This is a genomic window from Herminiimonas sp. GW821-FHT09C12 (assembly GCF_059416385.1).
In genome coordinates this window covers 1,320,642-1,342,944 of record NZ_JBWKPC010000002.1, presented here as the reverse complement: position 1 = coordinate 1,342,944, position 22,303 = coordinate 1,320,642, and the positions used below count along the sequence as shown (strand labels likewise).

At 49.8% G+C, this 22,303-nt stretch carries 23 protein-coding genes and 2 tRNA genes; 17 read left to right on the top strand and 8 right to left on the bottom strand.

Annotation, left to right across the window (positions count from 1 at the left end):
- Positions 1–7: 7 nt before the first annotated feature.
- Positions 8–1,045 carry a Fe(3+) ABC transporter substrate-binding protein gene (locus AC07N2_RS16120; RefSeq protein ID WP_494779148.1) on the bottom strand — a complete coding sequence of 346 codons (1,038 nt, stop codon included), beginning with the start codon at positions 1,043–1,045 and terminating at the stop codon, positions 8–10.
- A 177-nt stretch (positions 1,046–1,222) separates the two neighbouring features.
- Between AC07N2_RS16120 and AC07N2_RS16115 the strand changes: the two genes are divergently transcribed.
- On the top strand, positions 1,223–2,143 hold the full coding sequence (locus AC07N2_RS16115) for a patatin-like phospholipase family protein (RefSeq protein ID WP_494779147.1): 921 nt from the start codon (positions 1,223–1,225) through the stop codon (positions 2,141–2,143).
- Between the two features lie 41 nt (positions 2,144–2,184).
- Here the strand turns inward: AC07N2_RS16115 and AC07N2_RS16110 are convergent, their stop codons facing one another.
- Positions 2,185–2,730, bottom strand: a complete 546-nt coding sequence (locus AC07N2_RS16110) for a C40 family peptidase (RefSeq protein ID WP_494779146.1) — start codon at positions 2,728–2,730, stop codon at positions 2,185–2,187.
- Between the two features lie 112 nt (positions 2,731–2,842).
- Between AC07N2_RS16110 and AC07N2_RS16105 the strand changes: the two genes are divergently transcribed.
- The 6 genes from AC07N2_RS16105 to AC07N2_RS16080 all read left to right on the top strand — a co-directional run bounded on the left by AC07N2_RS16105 (position 2,843) and on the right by AC07N2_RS16080 (position 10,207).
- Positions 2,843–4,009 carry a response regulator gene (locus AC07N2_RS16105; protein WP_494779145.1) on the top strand — a complete coding sequence of 389 codons (1,167 nt, stop codon included), beginning with the start codon at positions 2,843–2,845 and terminating at the stop codon, positions 4,007–4,009.
- A gap of 108 nt (positions 4,010–4,117) precedes the next feature.
- On the top strand, positions 4,118–4,525 hold the full coding sequence (locus tag AC07N2_RS16100) for a GlcG/HbpS family heme-binding protein (protein ID WP_076590926.1): 408 nt from the start codon (positions 4,118–4,120) through the stop codon (positions 4,523–4,525).
- A 274-nt stretch (positions 4,526–4,799) separates the two neighbouring features.
- Positions 4,800–5,954 (top strand): glutamine-hydrolyzing carbamoyl-phosphate synthase small subunit, encoded by a 1,155-nt coding sequence (gene carA, locus AC07N2_RS16095; RefSeq protein ID WP_494779144.1) that lies wholly within the window; start codon positions 4,800–4,802, stop codon positions 5,952–5,954.
- On the top strand, positions 5,947–9,177 hold the full coding sequence (gene carB / locus AC07N2_RS16090) for a carbamoyl-phosphate synthase large subunit (protein ID WP_494779143.1): 3,231 nt from the start codon (positions 5,947–5,949) through the stop codon (positions 9,175–9,177). Before carA ends, carB begins: the two co-directional genes overlap by 8 nt.
- Before the next feature lie 102 nt (positions 9,178–9,279).
- Positions 9,280–9,753, top strand: coding sequence for a transcription elongation factor GreA (greA, locus tag AC07N2_RS16085; RefSeq protein WP_076590929.1), 474 nt, complete (start codon positions 9,280–9,282; stop codon positions 9,751–9,753).
- Between the two features lies 1 nt (position 9,754).
- Positions 9,755–10,207 carry a DUF4149 domain-containing protein gene (locus tag AC07N2_RS16080; protein WP_494779142.1) on the top strand — a complete coding sequence of 151 codons (453 nt, stop codon included), beginning with the start codon at positions 9,755–9,757 and terminating at the stop codon, positions 10,205–10,207.
- 11 nt (positions 10,208–10,218) lie between these two features.
- Here the strand turns inward: AC07N2_RS16080 and AC07N2_RS16075 are convergent, their stop codons facing one another.
- Positions 10,219–10,689 carry a YhbY family RNA-binding protein gene (locus AC07N2_RS16075; protein WP_494779141.1) on the bottom strand — a complete coding sequence of 157 codons (471 nt, stop codon included), beginning with the start codon at positions 10,687–10,689 and terminating at the stop codon, positions 10,219–10,221.
- 95 nt (positions 10,690–10,784) lie between these two features.
- On the opposite strand from AC07N2_RS16075, the gene AC07N2_RS16070 reads away from it, so the two are divergent.
- The 10 genes from AC07N2_RS16070 (at position 10,785) to AC07N2_RS16025 (ending at position 18,645) form a co-directional block, all read left to right on the top strand.
- Complete coding sequence (locus tag AC07N2_RS16070; protein ID WP_494779140.1) at positions 10,785–11,429, top strand: RlmE family RNA methyltransferase; 645 nt, start codon at positions 10,785–10,787, stop codon at positions 11,427–11,429.
- Between the two features lie 124 nt (positions 11,430–11,553).
- Positions 11,554–13,461: an ATP-dependent zinc metalloprotease FtsH gene (ftsH, locus tag AC07N2_RS16065; protein WP_494779139.1), complete on the top strand. Its 1,908-nt coding sequence runs from the start codon at positions 11,554–11,556 to the stop codon at positions 13,459–13,461.
- Positions 13,462–13,545: 84 nt separating this feature from the next.
- Complete coding sequence (gene folP, locus AC07N2_RS16060) at positions 13,546–14,382, top strand: dihydropteroate synthase (RefSeq protein ID WP_494779138.1); 837 nt, start codon at positions 13,546–13,548, stop codon at positions 14,380–14,382.
- Positions 14,383–14,408: 26 nt separating this feature from the next.
- The gene (gene glmM / locus AC07N2_RS16055; RefSeq protein WP_494779137.1) at positions 14,409–15,746 is read left to right on the top strand and encodes a phosphoglucosamine mutase; all 1,338 of its coding nucleotides are present in this window, start codon (positions 14,409–14,411) and stop codon (positions 15,744–15,746) included.
- Between the two features lie 75 nt (positions 15,747–15,821).
- A tRNA-Pro gene (locus tag AC07N2_RS16050) sits at positions 15,822–15,898 on the top strand.
- A 252-nt stretch (positions 15,899–16,150) separates the two neighbouring features.
- The gene (locus AC07N2_RS16045) at positions 16,151–16,399 is read left to right on the top strand and encodes a hypothetical protein (protein ID WP_494779136.1); all 249 of its coding nucleotides are present in this window, start codon (positions 16,151–16,153) and stop codon (positions 16,397–16,399) included.
- A gap of 24 nt (positions 16,400–16,423) precedes the next feature.
- The gene (locus AC07N2_RS16040) at positions 16,424–16,675 is read left to right on the top strand and encodes a hypothetical protein (protein WP_494779135.1); all 252 of its coding nucleotides are present in this window, start codon (positions 16,424–16,426) and stop codon (positions 16,673–16,675) included.
- Between the two features lie 204 nt (positions 16,676–16,879).
- Positions 16,880–16,956 (top strand) — tRNA-Arg (locus AC07N2_RS16035).
- Between the two features lie 302 nt (positions 16,957–17,258).
- Positions 17,259–17,531, top strand: coding sequence for a hypothetical protein (locus AC07N2_RS16030; protein WP_494779134.1), 273 nt, complete (start codon positions 17,259–17,261; stop codon positions 17,529–17,531).
- 316 nt (positions 17,532–17,847) lie between these two features.
- A complete protein-coding gene (locus tag AC07N2_RS16025; protein WP_076590938.1) occupies positions 17,848–18,645 on the top strand; it encodes a fumarylacetoacetate hydrolase family protein in 798 nt (265 codons plus the stop codon).
- 183 nt (positions 18,646–18,828) lie between these two features.
- On the opposite strand, the gene AC07N2_RS16020 is transcribed toward AC07N2_RS16025, so the two are convergent.
- From AC07N2_RS16020 to wrbA, 5 genes are all read right to left on the bottom strand, one after another.
- Positions 18,829–19,047, bottom strand: coding sequence for a hypothetical protein (locus AC07N2_RS16020; RefSeq protein WP_494779133.1), 219 nt, complete (start codon positions 19,045–19,047; stop codon positions 18,829–18,831).
- Between the two features lie 348 nt (positions 19,048–19,395).
- Positions 19,396–19,827: a DUF4124 domain-containing protein gene (locus tag AC07N2_RS16015; RefSeq protein WP_494779132.1), complete on the bottom strand. Its 432-nt coding sequence runs from the start codon at positions 19,825–19,827 to the stop codon at positions 19,396–19,398.
- A gap of 34 nt (positions 19,828–19,861) precedes the next feature.
- A complete protein-coding gene (locus AC07N2_RS16010) occupies positions 19,862–21,268 on the bottom strand; it encodes an FAD-binding oxidoreductase (RefSeq protein ID WP_494779131.1) in 1,407 nt (468 codons plus the stop codon).
- Complete coding sequence (locus AC07N2_RS16005) at positions 21,268–21,660, bottom strand: DUF2069 domain-containing protein (RefSeq protein WP_494779130.1); 393 nt, start codon at positions 21,658–21,660, stop codon at positions 21,268–21,270. Before AC07N2_RS16005 ends, AC07N2_RS16010 begins: the two co-directional genes overlap by 1 nt.
- Positions 21,660–22,268 (bottom strand): NAD(P)H:quinone oxidoreductase, encoded by a 609-nt coding sequence (gene wrbA, locus AC07N2_RS16000; RefSeq protein ID WP_494779129.1) that lies wholly within the window; start codon positions 22,266–22,268, stop codon positions 21,660–21,662. Before wrbA ends, AC07N2_RS16005 begins: the two co-directional genes overlap by 1 nt.
- Positions 22,269–22,303 lie beyond the last annotated feature (35 nt).

Below are 22,303 nucleotides of genomic sequence, written 5' to 3'. Positions count from 1 at the left end.
TTCGTATTTATTTATAGCCGACTCTGTCCAATATACGTTGTGCAGCAATTTGATTCTTGCCTATGGATGCGACAGATACATTCTCCATCTTGAATTTTCCTAACGATTCCAGTGTTTCATTTTTCACGTGTACTTTGGCGACTGCAGGCCATTCATTATTGCCGTCTGCAAAATAAGCTTGCGCTTCATCGCTAGCTAAATATTCCAGAAATTTCACAGCAGCTTCACGATGCGGTGCATTCTTTGCGACGCCGCCACCAGCGATATTGAAGTGAGTACCGCTTGTCTTTGCATTCGGCCAGACGAAGCCTACGTTTTTCATAGCCGCGACATCTTCAGGTTTGGTTGAGCGCAGCATGCGCACGTAATAGTAAGAGTTGGCAATCGCGACGCCACATTCACCGGAAGCGACACCTTTGATTTGATCAGTATCGCCGCCGCGTGGTGGTCGCGCAAAGTTGGCGACCATGCCTTTGGCCCATTGTTCAGTCGCCTTCTCGCCATCGCGTTCGATCATGGAGCCGATCAGCGACAGATTGTAAGGATGCGAACCTGAGCGCGTACATACCTTGCCTTTGTTTTTAGGATCAGCCAAGGATTCATATGTGGCGACATCGGCAGGATTGACCGTGGCCTTGTTGTAGACAATCAGGCGTGCACGGGTAGAGAAACCAAACCATTCAGGACCTTGACCATCATCCTTGCCGCGCAGATTGGCAGGAATGCGGGTGTTCAGGACGGTGGACTTAACTGGTTGGAAGAAGCCTTCAATCTCGGCGCGCCAGATGCGTGCTGCATCGACCATGACGATCACGTCAGCCGGGCTGTTCTTGCCTTCATTCTTCAGGCGTTCAAACAATGCATTGTCGTCGGCTTCAATGCGATTGATTTTGATGCCGGTTTGTTTGGTGAAGTTGGAGTAGAGCAGTTCATCCGTCTGATAATGGCGTGCCGAATACAGGTTCAGCACTTTTTCCTGTGCTTGTGTGACCGAAACCGTAGCCATCAGGGAAATTGCAGCGAGTAGGGTACTTACTTGTCTCATGTGTATCCTTTTGTTGGTCAGTAGTTGGGATCTTTGCTGCAGGAAGTATATTAGGATTTCGTTAAGATGGAAATGATTCTCAATCGCTAATTTGGGCTTATCTCTTGCTTACTTTGCGTAACAACTTGAAGAGCGGAAAACGGGTAACCTTCGTACTTTGCAAAAAAGTGATTCATCATGGTGTCGATAAAACGTTTCCCTCGAATTTTGCTCCTCGGCATGTTGCTGATGCAGGCCGGTTGCTCATTCCTTTCCCCATCTAAATCTGGGCCGACGACGCCAGTTATTGCGCCAGTTAAATCTGCGACGCCGGTAAAAATTGCCTTAGTGCTGGGCGGCGGTGCTGCGCGTGGGTTTGCGCATATTGGTGTGATCAAGGCCTTGGAATCGCAAGGCATCGTGCCAGATATGGTTGTAGGCACCAGTGCTGGTAGCTTGGTAGGTGCCTTGTATGCTGCCGGCAATAATGGTTTTGCTCTTCAGCAAATGGCTTTGGCAATGGATGAAGCAGCGATTTCGGATTGGTCGGTGCCGTTCTTTGCCAAATCGAGTGGTGTGTTGAAGGGCGATGCACTGCAAAATTACGTCAATAAATCGGTACACAATTTACCGATCGAGAAGATGAAAATTCCATTCGCCGCAGTGGCAACGGATTTGAATAGTGGCCTTCCGATTCTGTTCCAACGTGGGAATACGGGGCTTGCGGTACGTGCGTCATCCGCTGTTCCTGGACTTTTTCAGCCTGTAAAAATTGGCGACAAGATGTATGTCGATGGTGGTTTGGTCGCGCCTGTGCCTGTGCACTTTGCCAAAGAGATGGGTGCGGACTTTATTATTGCGGTGAATATTTCTGTGCAGCCTGAGGCGCAGTTGGCATCGAGTTCACTTGATGTATTGCTGCAGACTTTTGCAATCATGGGGCAGAGCATCAACCGCTATGAGTTAAAAGATGCAGATATCGTGATTCGTCCTGAGTTGGGAACGATGAAGGGCAATGACTTCAATGGGCGTAATCGTGCCGTGCTGGCCGGTGAGCAAGCCGCGATGGCGGCCATGCCGGAAATTAAACGAAAACTCGCCAGCAAACGGGAGCAATAGACGAAAAAAAACCGCACATGCCAGTGCGGTTTTTTTTTGAATTATTGTGGTGTGTCTATCTCTGGTTCGCTGATACGTCGACCGCCATTGAAGCGTTTTTTCCAGTAACCGATATCCATGCTTTCTATGCGTACTTCACCGCCAGCTGATGGTGAGTGGATAAATTTGCGGTCACCTAGGTAAATGCCAACGTGAGAGAAGCCTCTTCTCAGCGTATTGAAGAAAACCAGATCACCGGGTTGCAACTTGTCTTTATCGATATGCTGGCCAACCTTGCTGATTTCCTTCGAAGTCCGAGGAAGAATCAGTCCCCAGGTTTCCTTGAAAATAAGCCGGACCAAGCCGCTGCAATCAAGGCCACTTTCTGGAGTGTCGCCACCGTATTTATATTGAATACCGAGCATTCCCATCGCCTCCATCGCCAAATCCGATGCGCGATGCGATAAGGTTTGCAACTTGCTCATAGGCGCATTGGGTTCTGGCGGCGGCGCATCTGCGCTCCACGCAGAAGTCGCCAGCAGGCTGAACGCTAATACGGCTGAGCGTGCCAGTTGGCCAGTGCGAAAGTGAGGTTGCAAAAATGTCATCGGATGCGATTTCCTTCAATGTAACTGACGGAATGTATGTCAATCTGTAAGTGCTGTCAAAATTTATTCGCTGGCGTTATGCTGTTACCAACATTGAAAAGGCTAGATTTGCATGTTGACTGATTCACCTAACGCCCTCTCCTTGAAGCCCCGCATTTTGATCGCCGATGACTCGCGCATCGTGCGAGCTACCTTGATCAAACACATCGAAGGCATGTTTGAATTCCGCGAAGCGCTCGATGGTGAGCAGGCGTGGGAAGCTTTGCTGATCGATCCCAGCATACGTGTCGTGATTTCCGATTTGACGATGCCCAAGCTGGATGGCTACGGCTTGTTGCAGCGCATACGCTCTTCAAAAATCAGCCGTATTCGCAATATGCCGGTGGTCGTGGTGTCCGGCAGTGACGAGCAAGCCGAACGTGATCGTGCCAAGGCCGCAGGCGCGACCGATTTGATTACCAAGGGTATAGCCACAGGGCAATTGTTGTCACGGCTGGATATTCTTTCAAAACTGGTCAGTACGCAAAACGAATTCGAACGTGGTCTGGAGGCATTGGTACATCGAGGTGACGCGGACGATCAGGTTGAATTGTTATCGCAGGAAGAATGGGAAGCGCGTGCGGAAGGGATGCGCATCAGCGCAGTTCGTCAGAATAGAAACTTTGTTGTCTTGAACGCATGTATAGGACTCAAGCATATAGCACTTGAGGGTTATCCGGCATCGCCGCCAACGAGTGTAATTAATGCAATCGGCCAACTTCTGCATCGTACGGTACGACAAACCGACTGCGTAGCGCGTACTGGTGAGATCGAATTCACGATTGCGACCGGTAGTATCCATTTCGATTCCGCGCGTAATTTTGCAGAGCGCGTCTGCCGTGCCATTGCAAATGCCAATTTGGTCAAAGATGGCCAGATGGTGCTGATCGCTAGTTGTGGTGTAGTGTCCGTTGCCGAGTGTGGGGCTGCCGGTGTAAATGCCTTGGATGACATGCGTAATGTGGCAAAAAGCCGAGCCTTGCTCGGTTTGCAGAATGGGATCACAGGCGTGATCGGCGCGGAAGAAGCGACGCTATTGCAGCAGGGCGAGAGTTTGCCTGGTATCGCTGTCAGCGATGCGGTAAGGCAGGAAAAGACGAGCGACTTATCGATTGATCTGGCTACTTTGCTGCGCTGGATTAAAGAGGGCAAGGAAGATCAAGTGCTTGCACATATAGACAAGTTGTCGATAGAGCTGCAGCCTTTGGTTGATTTGCTGCTGAAACAGCAAAGAGTATAAACGCGCAGAACAGAATAGCTGGACAATATAAACAGAATAAGAAGCTTGCATTGATTTCAACGCGACTGTGATGTCGTACAATTCATTCTTCTTTTGACAGGAGGCACCATGCAAACAAAACAAGTACTGACGCTGGAAGATGTAAAAAAAATCGCTGCAGCGGCTGAAACCGAAGCAATTCTGAACAAGTGGTGCGTCACGATCGCGATCGTGGATGATGGCGGTCATTTGCTGTGGTTGCAGCGTCTGGATGGCGCAGCGCCGATTTCGTCGCACATTGCACCAGCGAAAGCCAAAACCGCTGCGCTCGGCCGTCGCGAATCCAAAGTCTATGAAGACATCATCAACAATGGTCGTTTCTCGTTTATCACAGCACCAACGCTGGAAGGTATGCTGGAAGGTGGCGTACCTATCGTCATCAACGGTCAATGCTTGGGCGCAGTAGGCGTGTCCGGCGTGAAATCGACGGAAGATGTACAAATTGCCAAGGCTGGTATCACTGCCATCGGTGGTTAAGCTGCGCTGCATCAATTTAACAGACTGACATCTATTAAACACCTTCGACGCACCGGATTCGGTTGCCAGTCGGGGGTGCTTTGCGCTATAATTCGGCGGTTTAGCTAATTTTACTCCGCCGTAGCGCATACCCATTTTCCCATCGTCTAAATAAGACCTGTACGACGCCTTGTTCGAGTGAGAACTCCAACAAGAAGCGCGCAAAGTTGCGCGCGGGTTTCGACGGTCATTCTGGCGCAGCGCAGCGGCGGTAACACACATCAGGAGTTACCCCTTGCCGCCATTCTTTTCTGGCCCTACAGTTCCGGCCATCCTAGCGCTAGCGGACGGGTCGATTTTCAAAGGTTTTTCGATTGGTGCACCGGGTCAGACGATCGGTGAAGTTGTATTCAACACCTCGATGACCGGTTATCAGGAAATCCTCACCGACCCAAGCTATAGCAATCAAATTGTTACGCTGACCTATCCACATATCGGCAATACCGGCGTCAACGCCGAAGATGTCGAGTCGACCAAGATTCATGCGGCCGGCTTGATCATCAAGGATTTGCCGATCATGGTCTCCAATTTCCGCTCGACGCAAACGCTGTCCGACTACCTGAAGTCCGAGAATGTTGTCGGCATCGCGGGTATCGACACACGCAAACTGACACGCATACTGCGTGAAAAAGGTGCGCAAAGTGGTGCGATTCTGGCTGGTGAAGATGCAACAGCTGAAAAAGCGCTGGAACTGGCGAAGTCCTTTGGCGGCCTGGCTGGACTGGATCTGGCTAAAGTCGTTTCGACCAAGCAATCGTACCCATGGACAGAAACAGAATGGAAGCTGGGCGAAGGTTACGGCCAGCAGACTGCACCGCAATACCATGTCGTTGCTTTCGATTACGGCGTCAAATTCAACATCCTGCGCATGCTCGCACAACGCGGCTGCAAAGTGACTGTGTTGCCGGCGCAAGCTTCGGCTGCTGATGCGCTGGCGCTCAATCCAGACGGGATTTTCCTGTCGAATGGTCCTGGCGATCCAGAACCTTGCGATTATGCAATTGCTGCATCCAAAGAATTGATCGACCGTGGCATCCCGACTTTCGGTATTTGCCTGGGTCACCAAATCATGGCGCTGGCATCCGGCGCAAAAACACTCAAGATGAAATTCGGCCATCACGGCGCCAACCATCCGGTACAAGATCTGGACAGCAAAAAAGTGCTGATCACATCGCAGAACCATGGTTTCGCAGTTGATGCAGCAACCTTGCCGGCCAACTGCCGTGTGACGCACGTCTCACTGTTTGATGGCTCACTGCAAGGTTTTGAACGTACTGACAAGCCGGCATTTTGCTTCCAGGGTCACCCGGAGGCATCGCCAGGCCCGCATGACATCGCCCCCTTGTTTGATCGCTTTGTGGCGATGATGGAGAAGAATAAAAATGCCTAAACGCAGCGACATTAAAAGCATCCTGATTATTGGTGCTGGCCCGATCGTCATCGGTCAGGCCTGTGAGTTCGACTATTCCGGCGCGCAAGCCTGTAAAGCTTTGCGCGAAGAAGGTTACCGCGTCATTCTGGTCAACAGCAATCCTGCGACCATCATGACTGATCCAGAAATGGCTGATGTGACTTACATCGAGCCGATTACCTGGCAAGCCGTCGAACGCATCATCGACAAAGAACGTCCTGACGCAATCCTGCCGACGATGGGTGGCCAGACTGCGCTGAACTGCGCGCTTGATCTGCATCACAACGGCATCCTGACCAAATACGGTTGCGAATTGATCGGTGCTTCGCCGGAAGCAATCGACAAGGCAGAAGATCGTTCGAAATTTAAAGATGCCATGACCAAAATTGGTCTCGGTTCAGCGCGTTCCGGTGTGTCGCACACGCTGGAAGAATCGTGGGCAGTACAGAAAGAACTCGGCTTCCCAGTCATCATCCGTCCATCGTTCACGATGGGTGGTAGCGGTGGTGGTATCGCCTATAACGCAGAAGAATTCGAAGCCATCTGCAAGCGCGGTCTGGAAGCATCGCCAACCAGCGAATTGCTGATTGAAGAATCGCTGATCGGTTGGAAAGAATTCGAGATGGAAGTCGTGCGCGATAAAGCCGACAACTGCATCATTGTCTGCTCGATCGAAAATCTGGATCCTATGGGCGTGCATACCGGTGACTCGATCACCGTAGCACCAGCGCAAACGCTGACCGACAAGGAATACCAGATCATGCGTAACGCATCGATCGCGGTTCTGCGTGAAATCGGTGTTGATACAGGCGGTTCCAACGTTCAGTTTTCGATCAATCCAGAAGACGGCCGTATGATCGTCATCGAGATGAATCCGCGTGTATCGCGTTCATCCGCATTAGCTTCGAAAGCAACTGGTTTCCCGATCGCGAAGATTGCTGCCAAGCTGGCAGTCGGCTTCACACTCGACGAACTGCGTAACGAAATTACTGGCGGTGCAACTCCGGCATCGTTCGAACCTTCTATCGATTACGTCGTTACCAAGATTCCACGTTTTGCATTCGAAAAATTCCCGCAAGCCGACAGCCATCTGACAACTCAGATGAAATCGGTCGGTGAAGTGATGGCAATTGGCCGCACCTTCCAGGAATCCTTCCAGAAAGCCCTGCGCGGTTTGGAAGTCGGCGTCGATGGCATGAATGAAAAAACCACCGACCGCGAAACGATAGAAGAAGAACTCGGCGAACCAGGTCCAGAACGTATCTGGTACGTCGGCGATGCATTCGCTCAAGGTTTCTCGCTGGAAGAAGTGCACGGCCTGACACATATCGATCCATGGTTCCTTGCGCAAATCAAGGAAATCGTTGATATCGAATTGTGGCTGGAAACGCAATCCTTGACCGCTATCGATAAAGACACACTGTTCAAGCTGAAGCAAAAAGGTTTTGCGGATCGTCGTTTGGCCAAGTTGTTGAAAACGACCGACAAGGCAGTGCGCGAACAGCGCCATGCGATGAATATTCGTCCGGTCTACAAGCGCGTCGATACTTGCGCTGGTGAGTTCGCAACCAACACTGCATACATGTATTCAACGTATGAAGAAGAGTGTGAATCGAAACCGACCAACAAGAAAAAAATCATGGTGCTCGGCGGCGGTCCTAACCGTATCGGCCAAGGTATCGAATTCGATTATTGCTGTGTGCATGCTGCACTGGCTATGCGCGAAGACGGTTACGAAACCATCATGGTCAACTGTAATCCGGAAACTGTTTCCACCGATTACGACACATCAGATCGTTTGTACTTTGAACCGCTGACGTTGGAAGACGTGCTGGAAATCGTCGCGCTGGAAAAACCATATGGCGTGATCGTTCAATACGGTGGTCAAACACCTTTGAAATTGGCACTCGATTTGGAAGCTAACGGCGTACCTATCGTCGGTACTTCGCCAGACATGATTGATGCAGCAGAAGATCGCGAACGTTTCCAAAAAATGTTGCACGACCTGAAGTTGCGTCAGCCGCCTAACCGTACTGCTCGTACTGAAGAAGATGCATTGCGTTTGGCACAGGAAATCGGTTACCCGCTGGTGGTTCGCCCATCGTACGTGTTGGGTGGCCGCGCGATGGAAATCGTGCACGAGCAACGTGACCTCGAGCGCTATATGCGTGAAGCGGTCAAGGTCTCACACGATTCTCCTGTCTTGCTGGATCGTTTCCTGAATGATGCGATTGAAGTTGACGTCGATTGCTTGTCCGATGGCGAGCGCACCTTTATCGGTGGCGTGATGGAACATATCGAACAAGCTGGTGTGCACTCCGGTGACTCCGCATGTTCGTTGCCACCGTACTCACTGCCGCAAGAAACCATCGATGAACTGAAACGCCAAACTTCGTTGATGGCTAAAGGCCTGAACGTAATCGGCTTGATGAACGTGCAGTTTGCGATTCAGCAACAAGAAATCGATGGCAAATTGCAAGACGTCGTGTTTGTGCTGGAAGTTAATCCACGTGCATCACGTACCGTGCCGTATGTTTCCAAGGCAACTGGTTTGCAACTTGCAAAAATTGCAGCGCGTTGCATGGTTGGCCAAACGCTTGACAGCCAAGGTATCTTCCACGAAGTCGTGCCGGAATATTTCAGCGTGAAGGAAGCGGTTTTCCCATTCGTTAAATTCCCAGGCGTCGATACGATCCTCGGACCGGAAATGAAATCGACTGGTGAAGTGATGGGCGTAGGCAAAACTTTTGGTGAAGCCTTCGTTAAATCGCAACTCGGTGCCAGCATCAAATTGCCGCGTTCGGGCAAGGTTTTCCTGAGCGTAAAAGCCAGCGACAAGCCGCGCGCCGTTCAAGTGGCAAAAGATTTGGTCGAGATCGGTTTCTCGGTGGTGGCAACCAAAGGCACGGCCGCGGCAATCAGCGCAGCCGGTATCGAAGTTCAATCAGTCAACAAAGTGGCCGAAGGTCGTCCACACATTGTTGATATGATCAAGAACAACGAGATCGCACTGGTCATCAACACCGTGGAAGAGAAACGTAGCGCTATCGTTGATTCCCGCACGATACGTACGTCAGCCTTGGCTGCACGCGTTACGACTTACACGACGATTGCCGGTGCGGAAGCTGCAGTGGAAGGCATGGCCCATCTGGACGAGTTACACGTCTATGATTTACAAGGCCTGCATAAAACTTTACACTAAGCCCACACAGAGTTAAAAATTTAACCACAGAGGTCACAGGCGGTGCCGGATTCCGGTGCCATTTGCGGCCTCTGTGGTTTTCCACTTTTACAGATAGAAGCTATGACTACACCAATTACCCCACATGGCGCAAACCTCATGAAAGAGGAATTGCATCGCCTGAAAACAAAAGATCGCCCATGGGTTATTAATGCCATTGCTGAAGCACGCGCACAAGGCGATCTGTCCGAGAACGCAGATTACGATGCTGCCAAGGAAAGACAAAGTTTTATCGAAGGCCGTATTGCCGATCTGGAAGGCAAGTTAGGTACATCGCAAATCATTGATCCAACAACCGTGGACGCTGATGGTCGTATTGTTTTCGCTGCTACCGTTGATCTGGAAGATCTGGAATCAGGCGAAAAAGTGACCTATCAAATCGTTGGTATCGACGAAGCAGATTTGAAAGAAAAGAAAGTATCGATCACCTCGCCGATTGCGCGCGCGATGATAGGTAAATCGGAAGGCGATGTGGTTGCGGTGGAAGCACCAGCGGGCATTCGTGAGTACGAAGTCTTGCAAGTGCGTTACATCTAATATGCTGACGCGCGCACGATTGCTGATTGCAACCTTCTGGGTAGGGACCTTATGGGCGGTGGGCTTTGTTGTTGCACCGACTTTGTTCTCGACATTAAGTGATCGTGCGCTGGCAGGAACAATTGCCGGCAGCTTGTTCAATATCGTCGCGTGGTTATCGATTTTCTGTGCTGCAGCTTTATTGGCCTTGTTGTTTCAGGCAGGGCGTAGTGAGCAGAGCAAACCTTCAAAAGCGAATTATTACCTGATAGCAGGTATGGTGGCGTGTACGGTCTTAGGTTATTTTGTTTTGCAGCCGTATATGGCAGAGCTGCGTCTTGCTTTGCACAGCGTGGCCGACACAGCAGCAATGGCCGACGTGCGTAAGCAGTTCGGCATCTTGCATGCTGTTTCAACTGGATTTTATGTCGTGCAGAGCCTGCTAGGCGCTGCACTGATACTCAAGCTGCGTTGAGCAGGAAGGACTTATCGTCCGAGTGACGATTTCTTCTTGCTGGTTTGACGCGGTTTGGCACGTTTGATCGAGCCGCCTTGAGTAACGCGCTCATTTCCCTTGACCATCACTTTAGTCACCGACGGACGTTTGGTGCCGCTTGGACTTGGTTTGACGATAGTGACTTCGCGCATGCCGCGGCCGCGTGTTTCACTCGGTGCTTTGGTTGCTTCTTTTTTCTCGCGATAAACAACGAGTAATTTGCCGATGTGCTGTATCGGTGCAGCATCGAGTTTTTCGCAGATGGTATCGTAAATGGTAACGCGTGCTTCGCGGTCGTCGCCGAAGACACGTACTTTGATCAAGCCATGGGAATCGAGGCTGGCGTCGATTTCTTTGAGTACGCCCGGCGTCAAGCCGGCTTCCCCGATAATGACGACAGGGCTGAGAGCATGCGCTTCAGCGCGTAAGGAGCTGCGCTCGGCCGGTGTAAGTTTCAACATAAATTGTGATGGTATTGGAGGCAATATTGCTTCGGTGCGCAGCGCGAACCTGACAAACTTTGTCCCACAGTATTTAAAACTAGTATTCTACGCGAATGGCAAAGAACAAATTAAACAAAAACTGGCTGCATGACCATATTAACGACCCGTATGTGAAACTGGCGCAGAAAGAAGGCTATCGCGCGCGCGCGGTCTACAAGCTGAAAGAAATCGACGAAACCGAAAAATTGATCAAACCTGGTCAGGTTATTGTCGATTTGGGCGCGACGCCGGGGAGCTGGTCGCAATATGTACGTAATAAGTTGTCAGGAAGTGTAGGCGGCGGGATTAACGGCACTATCATTGGGCTGGATATGCTGCCGATGGAGCCGATTGCCGACGTGCATTTTATACAAGGTGATTTCCGTGAGCAGGAAGTGCTGGATCAACTGGAGCAGGTAGTAGGCGGACGGAAAGTTGATCTTGTGTTATCGGATATGGCGCCCAATCTGTCCGGTATTGCGGTGGCAGATGCTGCGCGCATGATGGATATTATTGATTTGGCCATCGATTTCTCCAAGCATCACCTGAAGCCTAGCGGTTCCTTGCTGGTAAAGTGCTTCAACGGCACTGGTTTCAATGAAATTGTTCAGAAATTCAGACTGGAATTCAAAACAGTGACGCAAAAGAAGCCAAAAGCGAGTCGCGACAAATCATCTGAAATCTTTTTGCTTGGAAAAGGTCTGAAAAATCCACTTTAAATACAGATTTACCCTTGTTTATACCTGTATTAACCCGATATCAGATACTGCAAGCCTTGATGATTACGAGTAGAATCGATCTACATTTTAGAAAAAAGGCGCTTTACGCGTCCAAGGAGTCTTAGTGAACAATATGTTTTCCAAGGCCGCCATATGGGTGGTCATCGGGATGGTTCTTTTCACCGTGTTCAAACAGTTCGATGGACGTACTACGTCCGGTTCGGCTACGGCGATTGCCTATTCAGATTTCCTTGACGAAGTAAGAAGCAAACGCATTAAAGACGCGACGATCGAAGACCGCACCATTGTTGCGACGACGACGGATGGCAAAAAAATCAAATCCGCGATCACCTATTTGGATCGCGGTCTGGTTGGTGATCTGGTTAATAACGGCGTGAAATTCGACGTTAAACAGCCAGAAGAGCAATCTTTCCTTTCCCAAGTATTCATTTCTTGGTTCCCGATGCTGTTGTTGATCGGTGTCTGGATATTCTTCATGCGTCAGATGCAAGGCGGCGGCAAGGGCGGGGCGTTCTCGTTCGGCAAGTCCAAGGCACGCATGCTGGATGACACTACTAATCCAATCACTTTCGCCGACGTCGCTGGTTGCGATGAAGCTAAAGAAGAAGTGACCGAACTGGTTGAGTTCTTGCGCGATCCGACTCGTTTCCAGAAACTGGGTGGCCGTATTCCACGTGGCGTCTTGATGGTTGGTCCTCCAGGTACAGGTAAAACCTTGCTGGCGCGTGCGATTGCAGGCGAAGCGAAGGTACCGTTCTTTACTATTTCAGGTTCTGATTTCGTTGAAATGTTTGTCGGCGTTGGCGCATCTCGCGTACGCGACATGTTTGAGAACGCGAAAAAACATGCTCCTTGTATTATTTTCATCGATGAAATTGATGCGGTTGGTCGTCATCGCGGTGCCGGTATGGGCGGCGGTAATGATGAACGTGAACAAACCTTGAATCAGATGCTGGTTGAGATGGATGGCTTTGAGCCGAATGCTGGCGTGATTGTTATCGCTGCAACCAACCGTGCTGATGTATTGGATAAAGCGTTGCTGCGTCCAGGTCGTTTCGATCGACAAGTGATCGTTGGCTTGCCAGACATTCGTGGTCGCGAGCAAATTTTGCTGGTGCACATGCGCAAGGTACCTATCAGCAGTGATGTTAAGGCCGATATCCTGGCACGTGGTACGCCTGGCTTCTCCGGCGCTGATCTGGCCAATCTGGTCAATGAAGCTGCGTTGTTTGCTGCACGTCGTAACAAACGTCTGGTCGAAATGCAGGATTTCGAAGATGCAAAAGACAAGATCGTCATGGGGCCAGAACGCAAGTCGGCTGTTATGCGTGAAGAAGAGCGTCGCAATACTGCTTACCATGAATCTGGTCACGCAGTAGTTGCCAAGCTCTTGCCTAAAGCAGATCCAGTGCATAAGGTCACCATCATGCCGCGTGGTTTTGCACTCGGTTTGACGTGGCAGTTGCCTGAGCATGATCGCGTCAATATGTACAAAGACAAGATGCTGGAAGAAATCTCGATCTTGTTTGGTGGACGTATTGCGGAAGAGGTCTTCATGCACCAGATGTCGACTGGCGCTTCGAACGACTTTGAGCGCGCTACCAAACTGGCACGTGCCATGGTGACGCGTTACGGTATGTCGGAAAGCCTGGGCACCATGGTGTACGAAGATACCGAGCAAGATGCCTACTTTGGTCGTTCGTCGGCGAAAACGGTTTCTGAAGCGACACAGCAAAAAGTCGACAATGAAATCCGTACGATTTTGGATACGCAATATGCGTTGTCACGCAAATTGATTGAAGACAATCGCGACAAGGTTGAGCTAATGGCGCAAACCTTGCTGGAATGGGAAACCATTGATTCCGATCAAATCAACGACATCATGGAAGGGCGCGAGCCACGTCAGCCGAAATATGGCATTCCAGTCAGACGCGCAACATCTGATACTCCTTCGAGTGACGTTCCGCCAAGTGCAACTGCACCGGATGCGCCAGCAGCACCAGCGCAATAAATAGTCGGCGTATTTGCTTGAAGTCGTAATGGTCTAATGTAGGGTGAGGAGCAATCCTCACCCTTTTTATTTTCAGTGAAATTTATGCAGACTCATTTGCAATGCGGTCGTTACCGCCTCTCAGTAGATCCCGCATCGCGTCCCTTGGTCATGGGAGTGTTGAACATCACACCTGACTCTTTTTCGGATGGTGGCAAATACCATATGCTGGATACAGCGCTGTCGCATGCGGAAGAAATGATTGCTGCAGGTGTTGATATTATCGATATCGGTGGTGAGTCCAGTCGCCCAGGCTCATTGGCTGTGTCCTTGAAGGATGAGCTAGATCGCGTCATGCCGCTAGTATACGCCTTGCGCGATTGCGGCAAGCCGCTTTCTATCGATACTTACAAGCCGGAAGTGATGCGCGAAACGATAGCTGCTGGCGCCGACATGATCAATGATATTAATGGCTTTCGTGCAGATGGTGCCTTGCAGGCTGTAGCAAATTCTGACTGTGCTTTGTGCGTCATGCATATGCAAAACGATCCGCAAAGCATGCAGGTGCAGCCGGAGTACCAGGATGTTGTTGCTGAAGTTAGGGAATTTTTACGCGAACGTATCAGTCTGATGGAACAGGTGGGTATTGCTCGTGACCGTATATGTGTAGACCCAGGTTTGGGTTTCGGAAAAAATCTTGCGCACAATATTGCCTTGTTGAAAAATACGAATCAATTGCAAATGGCGCTGAATTCGCCTGTGTTAATTGGCTTGTCGCGTAAGACGATGATAGGTGCGTTGACGGACAAGCCGGTGGAGCAGCGCATGGCTGGCAGTTTGGCTGGTGCGCTGGCAGCTGTGGCACATGGTGCGCGCATAGTACGCGTACATGATGTTGCGGAAACGGTGGACGCACTACGGGTTTGGCAGGCAGTATCCTGATTACAAAACAAAAACTTAAAATAAAAATGACACGTAAATATTTCGGCACTGATGGTGTGCGCGGCAAGGTCGGGACTTCTCCAATTACACCTGACTTCGTGATGCGACTCGGCTATGCAGCCGGTACTGTACTGACCAAATCAAAATCGTCGAGCAGCAGACCGGTAGTGTTGATAGGTAAGGACACGCGTATTTCCGGCTATATGTTGGAAGCTGCGCTTGAAGCAGGCTTCTCCGCTGCAGGAGTGGATGTGATGTTGGCGGGGCCGATGCCAACGCCAGCGATTGCTTATCTAACGCGAGCATTGCGTCTTTCTGCAGGCGTTGTTATCTCTGCTTCGCATAATCCGTACGACGATAACGGCATCAAGTTTTTTTCAGCATCGGGTAATAAATTGCCGGATGCGATTGAGTTCGAAATTGAAGCTGCGCTGGATGAGCCGATGACATGCGTTTCATCAGAAAAATTGGGAAGAGCAAAACGCCTGGATGATGCGCGTGGACGCTATATTGAATTTTGCAAAAGCACCTTCCCGAACGAGCTTGATTTGCATGGCATGAAATTGGTCGTCGATTGTGCGCATGGTGCGGCTTACCATATTGCGCCGGATGTTTTCCATGAGTTGGGGGCAGAGGTGATTGCAATCGGTAATCAGCCGAATGGTTTCAATATCAATGACAAGGTAGGTGCGACTGCACCAGCCGCATTGGTCGATGCAGTACGCGCAAATAAAGCCGATTTAGGTATTGCACTGGATGGCGATGCGGATCGTTTGATTGTGGTTGATGCTTCCGGGCGCATTTATAACGGCGATGAGCTGTTGTACATCATGGTCAAGGATCGTATGAGTGTTCGTCCTATCGACGGTGCTGTGGGCACCCTGATGACGAATATGGCGCTGGAAGTCGCATTCAAGGAAATGGGTATCGGTTTTGCACGTGCGAATGTAGGTGATCGTTATGTGCTTGAGGCCTTGAAGGAACGCGGCTGGATTGTTGGCGGAGAAGGTTCGGGCCACATGTTGTGTCTGGATAAACATACGACAGGCGATGGCATTGTTTCCGCTTTACAAATTCTGTCAGCATTGAAACGTAGTGGTAAAACCTTGGCACAATTGATGGAAGATATTGCGATGTTTCCACAAACATTGATTAATGTGAAAGTCGCGCCGGGTTTCGATTGGACAAAAAATAAAGATTTGCTGGCTGAAAAAGATAAGGTGGAAGCCGAGCTTGGTGATGCCGGTCGTGTCTTGATTCGTGCATCAGGTACTGAGCCTTTAGTCCGGGTGATGGTCGAGGCGAGTAGTGCAGAAACTGCTGATAAAATGGCTAAACGGATAGCTGCAAAATTGACTGCTTAAATTTATAGAAATTATTACAGTTAGTGCGTTTTACCTATTGACCGATGTTTGAATTAACAGTATTATCTTTGTCTTCGGAGTGTAGCGCAGCCCGGTAGCGCACCTGGTTTGGGACCAGGGGGTCCAAGGTTCGAATCCTTGTACTCCGACCAGAATTTAAAGGACTAGCCTAATCGCTAGTCCTTTTTTTCGCCTATTATTTTTTCACTGTTCGGTGAAATTTCTGAGCTGTTTTTTCTCTAGTTGCATCATTGGTCTGCTTCAATTTTACCGTTGCAACTTTTCTTGTTTAAGTTAATCTCTCTTAGTGTGTTCTGACAAACGGATGCAATTGTTCGCTTGTTTTTTTCGTGTGTAAATCGATAGTGGGATCGCATCGGTTTTGATCTTCTGGAGCGGAAATCATGCATGGAATTACCTTATCCGTTAGTGCTACCCAAAAATGCTCACTATTGTTTTTAACGCGAGAACAGCCTTCGTTTGTTCATGTGCATAAAGCGCCAGTGCCAGAACCAACGGAAGATCCTTTGCCAGGAGAACATCCTGTGCCACAAGATGAGCCGGTCCCATCGCCCAATCCCGAAGTAGACGATTTCAAACCATCGAACAGACTGATTGCTGCTTCGATCCACAATAAGCCCCATCTAAATTAAATGAAAAATATTGGAAGGCCTTTAATGGATAAACAGCAGAACTGGAGTACTGAGCTATATCACGGCATGGAAGTGCACGTTACTGCTTTGCAAAAAGACGATGCAAAGCATCAATGGGACTATACGGTGCGTGTATGTGAGCCAGGCGTCGATGCAACGGCCGAGAGCGAACTGGCAGCAGAGTCGGGTGATGATGCTGATTATGTCTCGCAGAGTGAGGCCTTGGCCGCAGGATTTGCCAAAGGCTACGCCTTGGTGGATCAAATCAGACAGTAATAAATCCCTGTTAGTAAGCGTTAATTTCTGCTATTCGAGAGCATTGCTTTCAGCCTGCCTCAATATTACGGACTACGCGCAGTGTTATTCGTGGCTCTGACATTGAAAGAGCACCGTAAAAAAGGCATAATGCAGCACCTTTGCGACACACATCAAAGCAATTTACATGTGTGACCCCGCACTACGGTTTAATCCCGCCATATTCTGCCCATAGCTCAGTTGGATAGAGCATCAGCCTTCTAAGCTGAGGGTCGCAGGTTCGATTCCTGCTGGGCAGACCATCTCATGCAAGTTCTCTCATTTCAAAAAATCTTATCAGCGTTATTTAACAGCTGCGAGAGTGATTGTTTTTGAGTAAGTCGATTTCATTCTGCTGCATATCACGGTGTAATTGCGTCGATTGAACGACTTGCAGCAAGGAAATTTGAAGCGAGGGAATCTATCTGCAAGTTGGGCATCTAATAGCTGTGGATTTCGCTTTCTAGCAGAGGTGCCATATAGGCTGCTAAGTGCGATAACACACAGAAGCCGCTTGTCTAAAATGATAACTTATTAGCAACTCTGGACTATTAGGAGTTACATCATGAATCGCATCGATCAGGCAATCAGTGAGTTGGCTAGTGCGTTTTGTTTGCTTAAGCAACATGACGAGCAGCTGTATACCAAGGCTTTGCAATCCTTGGTTGCGTTGGCACTTTCAGAAGAGAGAGTGGATCGAGCGACTAGTATCGAGAGGGATATGCAATACGTCGGGCAGATTCTTTCCAACACGCGCAGAGTGCGATCGGAAGGTGGGGCAAGCGTATTGGAGTTTCCTTGTCGCAGAAAGAGTGATCGACGCATCGCTTCACGATAATTACTGCAGACGCACTGATAGATGCAATACGTCGTTGAAGATATTTAAAGCCTCGCATTCGCAAGAAGTTGGGGCTTTTTTATTTGGATGTGCGATCGTTATTGAGCAGCGAATGAAGAGTGGTCGCTAAAGTGAAGCCGATTCTCACGGCCTTATTAGACTTCTTCCATGAGGGAGAATATTTTTGTACTGTCCGGATATCTTTCGGGCAGTAACTTGTATATATTTGATATATGGAGAGCTAGGATGATTGGCTTTGCTGATCGTCTATTACTTGCCATATTGCGATATAACCCGAGTAGATTGAGGAGACAGCATGACTAAAATAAATAGACGTGGAATGCTTCAAGCAGCAGGTTTGATGACGATCGGTGCAGTGACAGGTTGTGCAGCACCAGGTAATACAAGTAGTAAAGCAGGTAGCACCACTTTTACCGTTGCACAGCCAACGATTCCTATTGTGGGTAGCAGCGAACAGTTTCCAGTGCGCCGTATTTATTGCATAGGTCGTAACTACGCTGCGCATGCACGTGAAATGGGCTCAGATCCAACACGTGAACCACCATTCTTTTTTCAAAAGCCTAGCGATGCGATTCAGTACGTTGCACCGGGCCAGGTAGTGGATCATCCGTATCCATCACTGACGAAAAATTATCACTACGAAATCGAACTGGTTGCAGCAATCAACAAGGGTGGTAAAAACATCTCGGTTGAAAATGCGCTGCAACACGTCTTCGGTTATGCAATCGGACTGGATATGACGCGTCGCGATTTGCAAGCGGCGATGAAGAAGGAAGAGAAGCCTTGGGAAATCGGTAAGAGCTTCGACAAATCTGCACCAATTGGACCTTTGCATCCAGTTGCGAGCATTGGTAACTTCACCGAAGGAAAAATCTGGTTGAAGGTCAATGGGCAGGTGAAGCAGAGCGCAGATTTGAAGCAAATGATTTGGTCAGTTGCAGAACAGATCAGCAATCTGTCGAAAGCGTTTGAACTGATGCCGGGCGACATTATTTACTCTGGTACGCCGGAGAATGTTGGACCTGTTGTACGAGGCGACATCATGGAAGGTCATATTGATCGCTTGCCAAATATCACGCTGAAAGTCGTCTAGGCTATAGCTACACACGTATAGCGTTTCACAGAATGCCGGGCAACAAACACGTTGCCCGGCAAATCAATTCAAGGCCGAGCGCCTTCGTCACGCTGGCACCATATGCCGGATCACACTTCGTCAAATGTAATGATGATGAGCGGGTAACACATAGGCGTTACCCAAGTAGCATGATTTATTGATCTAGGCGCGACTATAGATGTCGCCAGTACCGCTTAATTTGAATGTGCCGTCCTTTTGTGGCTCGGCGGTTCTATCGGTATATTTGACGCGATACCCTACAAAGTCATGCGGCAACTTCGTGCTGCCATAATCCAGGTAAGTGGTGCCTTTGACGATATTTTGCAGAATGACGACATTGCCTGATTTGCTTTTGACGTTGAACTCTTCAATGCTTTTCATGAAACCTCCTGATAAGGTGGGGTGAGTAGCGATTCAATGACAGCCTGTATTCATCGGCTAACTGAAGAAGTGTTACGTGATCTTTATACCACGTGTTTTATCGCTATGCATTCTTGCTGCGTTGCAAAAACAAGGGCGGACATAATGAAAAAAGCCTGCAAATATGCAGGCTTTTGAGATTGGTGCTGGTATATTTCCCGACCGCCAGCGCCGGTAGTAGCGACCATCAATGATAGCCCTAAGGTTTGCTCACTTACTAAGCAAGACCGTATCGTAGCAAGGGTATGTGACCGGAGTTTGACATGGATCAAATTCGATGCGATGGCTTTCGCAATGATGTGTAATCGTTTAGTGCCCACACTCTAAATGCTGTTTCTCTGCGGCGCGCAGTGCTTTGCGTTTTGCACGTGCTTCTTTCTTTATCGGAGCATGGGCCGCATCTTCTTTTGCCCATTTGCTGCGCAGAGCCAGATTTTCGCATTTCTTTTTCTTTGCCTCGTGCGCCTTGTATCTGCTTTGCCGTTCTCTTTCTGTAGCTTCTTCTTCCTTGTGACGACGTGCTTCCAGTCGTTGTAATTCCTTCTTGTCTTGTGCCAGCTTTTGTTGCGCGGCTTTAGTATCGGAAGAGGGCGCGGTAACGGCGAGTTCTTTCATGTTGCCGGTGGCGTTGTGGCAAGGCGTATCACTGTAGGTGGTTTTTCCACCGGATTCGCACTTGTAAATCGCTAATGCTGGAGCAGAGAAGGAGAGGAGGATAAGAAGCAACAGCGTAGATGGCATGGCAATCTCGTAGTTGAATAGGAATATTTTTGTTTTAAATGACTTTGCCCGGATTCATCAAGTTGAGCGGATCCAGTGCTTGCTTGATGGTGCGCATCAGATTCATTTCAACATCTGACTTGTAGCGCAAGATTTCTGCACGTTTCAATGCACCTAAACCATGTTCGGCTGAAATAGAGCCGCCATGTTGATGCACGCTATCGTGGACGACGCGATTGACTGCGGATTGTTTTTCCAGAAAAGTCGTGTCGGATTCTTGCTCTGGATGTGCAACGTTGTAATGCAGATTGCCGTCACCCAGATGACCAAACGTCACCATGCGAGCACCGGGAAATGCCTGCTGCAGCAACTGATCCGTTGTATTGATGAAGTCACCTATGCGCGAGATCGGTAGCGATACATCGTGTTTGATATTTTTACCTTCTAGCGCTTGTGCCAATGGGATGTGTTCGCGGAAATCCCAGATGGATTTGGACTGCGCGATGGATCTGGCGACGATCGCATCTTGAATCACATCTTGTTGCAAAGCAGCGCCGATCACATGTTCCAGCATGGCTTGCATGTGCTCTTCCGATTCGTTATCGGATAATTCCAGCAATGCATATTGCGTATGTGGCTCTGCAAACGGCAGACGCATGGTCGGGAAATGTTTAGTGACCAGAGAGATGCAAAAACCGGACATCAGTTCGAATCCGGTCAATGCCGATCCACAGTGCGCTTGCGTTAGTGTGAGCAGGTGCAAGGCATCGTTAGGCGTGCGCAGTGCAGCGAGCGCGGTGAGCTGTGCTTTGGGTTGCGGATATAGCTTGAGTACGGCAGCGGTGATGATGCCCAGCGTACCTTCCGCGCCGATATATAGATCGCGTAAATCGTAACCTGTATTGTCCTTGCGCAAGCCGCGCAGGCCATTCCATACCTCACCTTGTGGCGTTACAACTTCCAGCCCCAAGCACAATTCACGGGTATTGCCGTAACGTAAAACAGCCGTGCCACCGGCATTGGATGAGAGATTGCCACCTATGGTGCAACTACCTTCAGCTGCCAGCGAAAGCGGAAACAGCCGTTCGGCATCGCTTGCTGCATGTTGAATATGCTGCAGTATGCAGCCGGCTTCTACCGTCATCGTATTGTTGACGGTATCGACATCACGGATTCGATTAAGGCGTGTGAGCGACAGGACGATGGCTGAGCCGCTGTCATCGGGAATGCTGCCGAGTACCAAGCCTGTATTACCGCCTTGCGGGACTACAGGTACTTTGTATTCATTGCAGAGTTTGACGATGGCTGCGACTTCTTGTGCGGAGTCTGGTTTGAGTACTGCGAGAGCTTTACCGGTAAAGCGGCGGCGCCAGTCGGTTAGATAGGGCGCAGTATCCTGTGCAGCGGTCAATACATGCTGTGCACCGATGGCACGACGGCAGGTATCGAGGAAGGCGTCCATTATTTGGCTGCTTTCTGCAGCGCCTGTTTCGTCAGTGCTTTTGCGGCTTTTTTGTAAGGACGCAGATACATGATGGCGCACGTGAAGAAGACTAATACGAATCCAACTTCTATCCATCCCAGAATGGCGGACAAGCCAGTATCACTCATGCCGCGCACGATGCCTTCCGCGAAGTAGAGCAGGATCAACATCGACGACCATTGCATCGTATAGAGGTTACGTTTCCAGACGCCGTGCAAAGGGATGAGCAAGGGAATGACTTTCAATACCAGCCATGAGCCGTTTGGACGTATAGGCGCGAGTATCATTTCCCATGCAATGCAGAGAATGATCAGTGCAATCAAGCTGCCGACTACACCGATATGCAGGATTTTTTGTTCTTGCGTTTGCATCAGACACCTCGCAATTTGATGGCGGTTTGCGCCAGTCGCTGGCCTAATGCAATTGCCAGTGCGCGCGTATCGGCGGAGATCGCTTGATTGCCGCTGACGCCTGACCAGTGCGATGCGCCGTAAGGCGTGCCGCCGGTGCTGGTGGTCATTAATTCAGGTTGTGTGTAAGGGACGCCGAGTAGCAGCATGCCGTGATGCAGCAAGGGCAGCATCATGGATAGCAGCGTTGACTCCTGGCCACCATGCAAACTACCGGTGGACGTGAAGACGCAAGCCGGTTTGCTTGTCAGTGCACCAGATAGCCATTGTGATGTTGTGCCATCCCAAAAGTACTTCATGGGGGCAGCCATATTGCCGAAGCGGGTAGGCGAGCCCAAGGCCAAACCTGCGCATTCTTCCAGATCCAGTAATTCGACGTACGGTGCGCCTTCGTTCGGTACTTCTGGCTCGGTTGCTTCCGTAACGGTAGAGACGGCAGGAACGGTACGCAGGCGCGCCTCGCAACCGGCGACACTGTCTATGCCTTGGCCGATGAGTTCGGCTAATTTGCGTGTCGAGCCGTGGCGCGAGTAGTACAAAACGAGAATAGGGAGCTTGGCTGAGTTCATGCTTGGTATTATAGGATGCTTTATAAGCATCTAAA

What these genes read in the sequence shown, in the direction of transcription:
- AC07N2_RS16100 (WP_076590926.1), top strand. Translation starts at nt 4,118, where the DNA reads ATGCAAACAAAACAAGTACTGACGCTGGAAGATGTAAAAAAAATCGCT.
- AC07N2_RS16110 (WP_494779146.1), bottom strand. Translation starts at nt 2,730, where the DNA reads ATGACATTTTTGCAACCTCACTTTCGCACTGGCCAACTGGCACGCTCA.
- AC07N2_RS16070 (WP_494779140.1), top strand. Translation starts at nt 10,785, where the DNA reads ATGGCAAAGAACAAATTAAACAAAAACTGGCTGCATGACCATATTAAC.
- AC07N2_RS16075 (WP_494779141.1), bottom strand. Translation starts at nt 10,689, where the DNA reads ATGTTGAAACTTACACCGGCCGAGCGCAGCTCCTTACGCGCTGAAGCG.
- AC07N2_RS16120 (WP_494779148.1), bottom strand. Translation starts at nt 1,045, where the DNA reads ATGAGACAAGTAAGTACCCTACTCGCTGCAATTTCCCTGATGGCTACG.
- glmM (WP_494779137.1), top strand. Translation starts at nt 14,409, where the DNA reads ATGACACGTAAATATTTCGGCACTGATGGTGTGCGCGGCAAGGTCGGG.
- folP (WP_494779138.1), top strand. Translation starts at nt 13,546, where the DNA reads ATGCAGACTCATTTGCAATGCGGTCGTTACCGCCTCTCAGTAGATCCC.
- AC07N2_RS16040 (WP_494779135.1), top strand. Translation starts at nt 16,424, where the DNA reads ATGGATAAACAGCAGAACTGGAGTACTGAGCTATATCACGGCATGGAA.
- AC07N2_RS16115 (WP_494779147.1), top strand. Translation starts at nt 1,223, where the DNA reads ATGGTGTCGATAAAACGTTTCCCTCGAATTTTGCTCCTCGGCATGTTG.
- AC07N2_RS16010 (WP_494779131.1), bottom strand. Translation starts at nt 21,268, where the DNA reads ATGGACGCCTTCCTCGATACCTGCCGTCGTGCCATCGGTGCACAGCAT.
- AC07N2_RS16025 (WP_076590938.1), top strand. Translation starts at nt 17,848, where the DNA reads ATGACTAAAATAAATAGACGTGGAATGCTTCAAGCAGCAGGTTTGATG.
- AC07N2_RS16015 (WP_494779132.1), bottom strand. Translation starts at nt 19,827, where the DNA reads ATGCCATCTACGCTGTTGCTTCTTATCCTCCTCTCCTTCTCTGCTCCA.
- AC07N2_RS16045 (WP_494779136.1), top strand. Translation starts at nt 16,151, where the DNA reads ATGCATGGAATTACCTTATCCGTTAGTGCTACCCAAAAATGCTCACTA.
- carB (WP_494779143.1), top strand. Translation starts at nt 5,947, where the DNA reads ATGCCTAAACGCAGCGACATTAAAAGCATCCTGATTATTGGTGCTGGC.
- AC07N2_RS16020 (WP_494779133.1), bottom strand. Translation starts at nt 19,047, where the DNA reads ATGAAAAGCATTGAAGAGTTCAACGTCAAAAGCAAATCAGGCAATGTC.
- AC07N2_RS16080 (WP_494779142.1), top strand. Translation starts at nt 9,755, where the DNA reads ATGCTGACGCGCGCACGATTGCTGATTGCAACCTTCTGGGTAGGGACC.
- wrbA (WP_494779129.1), bottom strand. Translation starts at nt 22,268, where the DNA reads ATGAACTCAGCCAAGCTCCCTATTCTCGTTTTGTACTACTCGCGCCAC.
- greA (WP_076590929.1), top strand. Translation starts at nt 9,280, where the DNA reads ATGACTACACCAATTACCCCACATGGCGCAAACCTCATGAAAGAGGAA.
- AC07N2_RS16105 (WP_494779145.1), top strand. Translation starts at nt 2,843, where the DNA reads ATGTTGACTGATTCACCTAACGCCCTCTCCTTGAAGCCCCGCATTTTG.
- AC07N2_RS16005 (WP_494779130.1), bottom strand. Translation starts at nt 21,660, where the DNA reads ATGCAAACGCAAGAACAAAAAATCCTGCATATCGGTGTAGTCGGCAGC.
- AC07N2_RS16030 (WP_494779134.1), top strand. Translation starts at nt 17,259, where the DNA reads ATGAATCGCATCGATCAGGCAATCAGTGAGTTGGCTAGTGCGTTTTGT.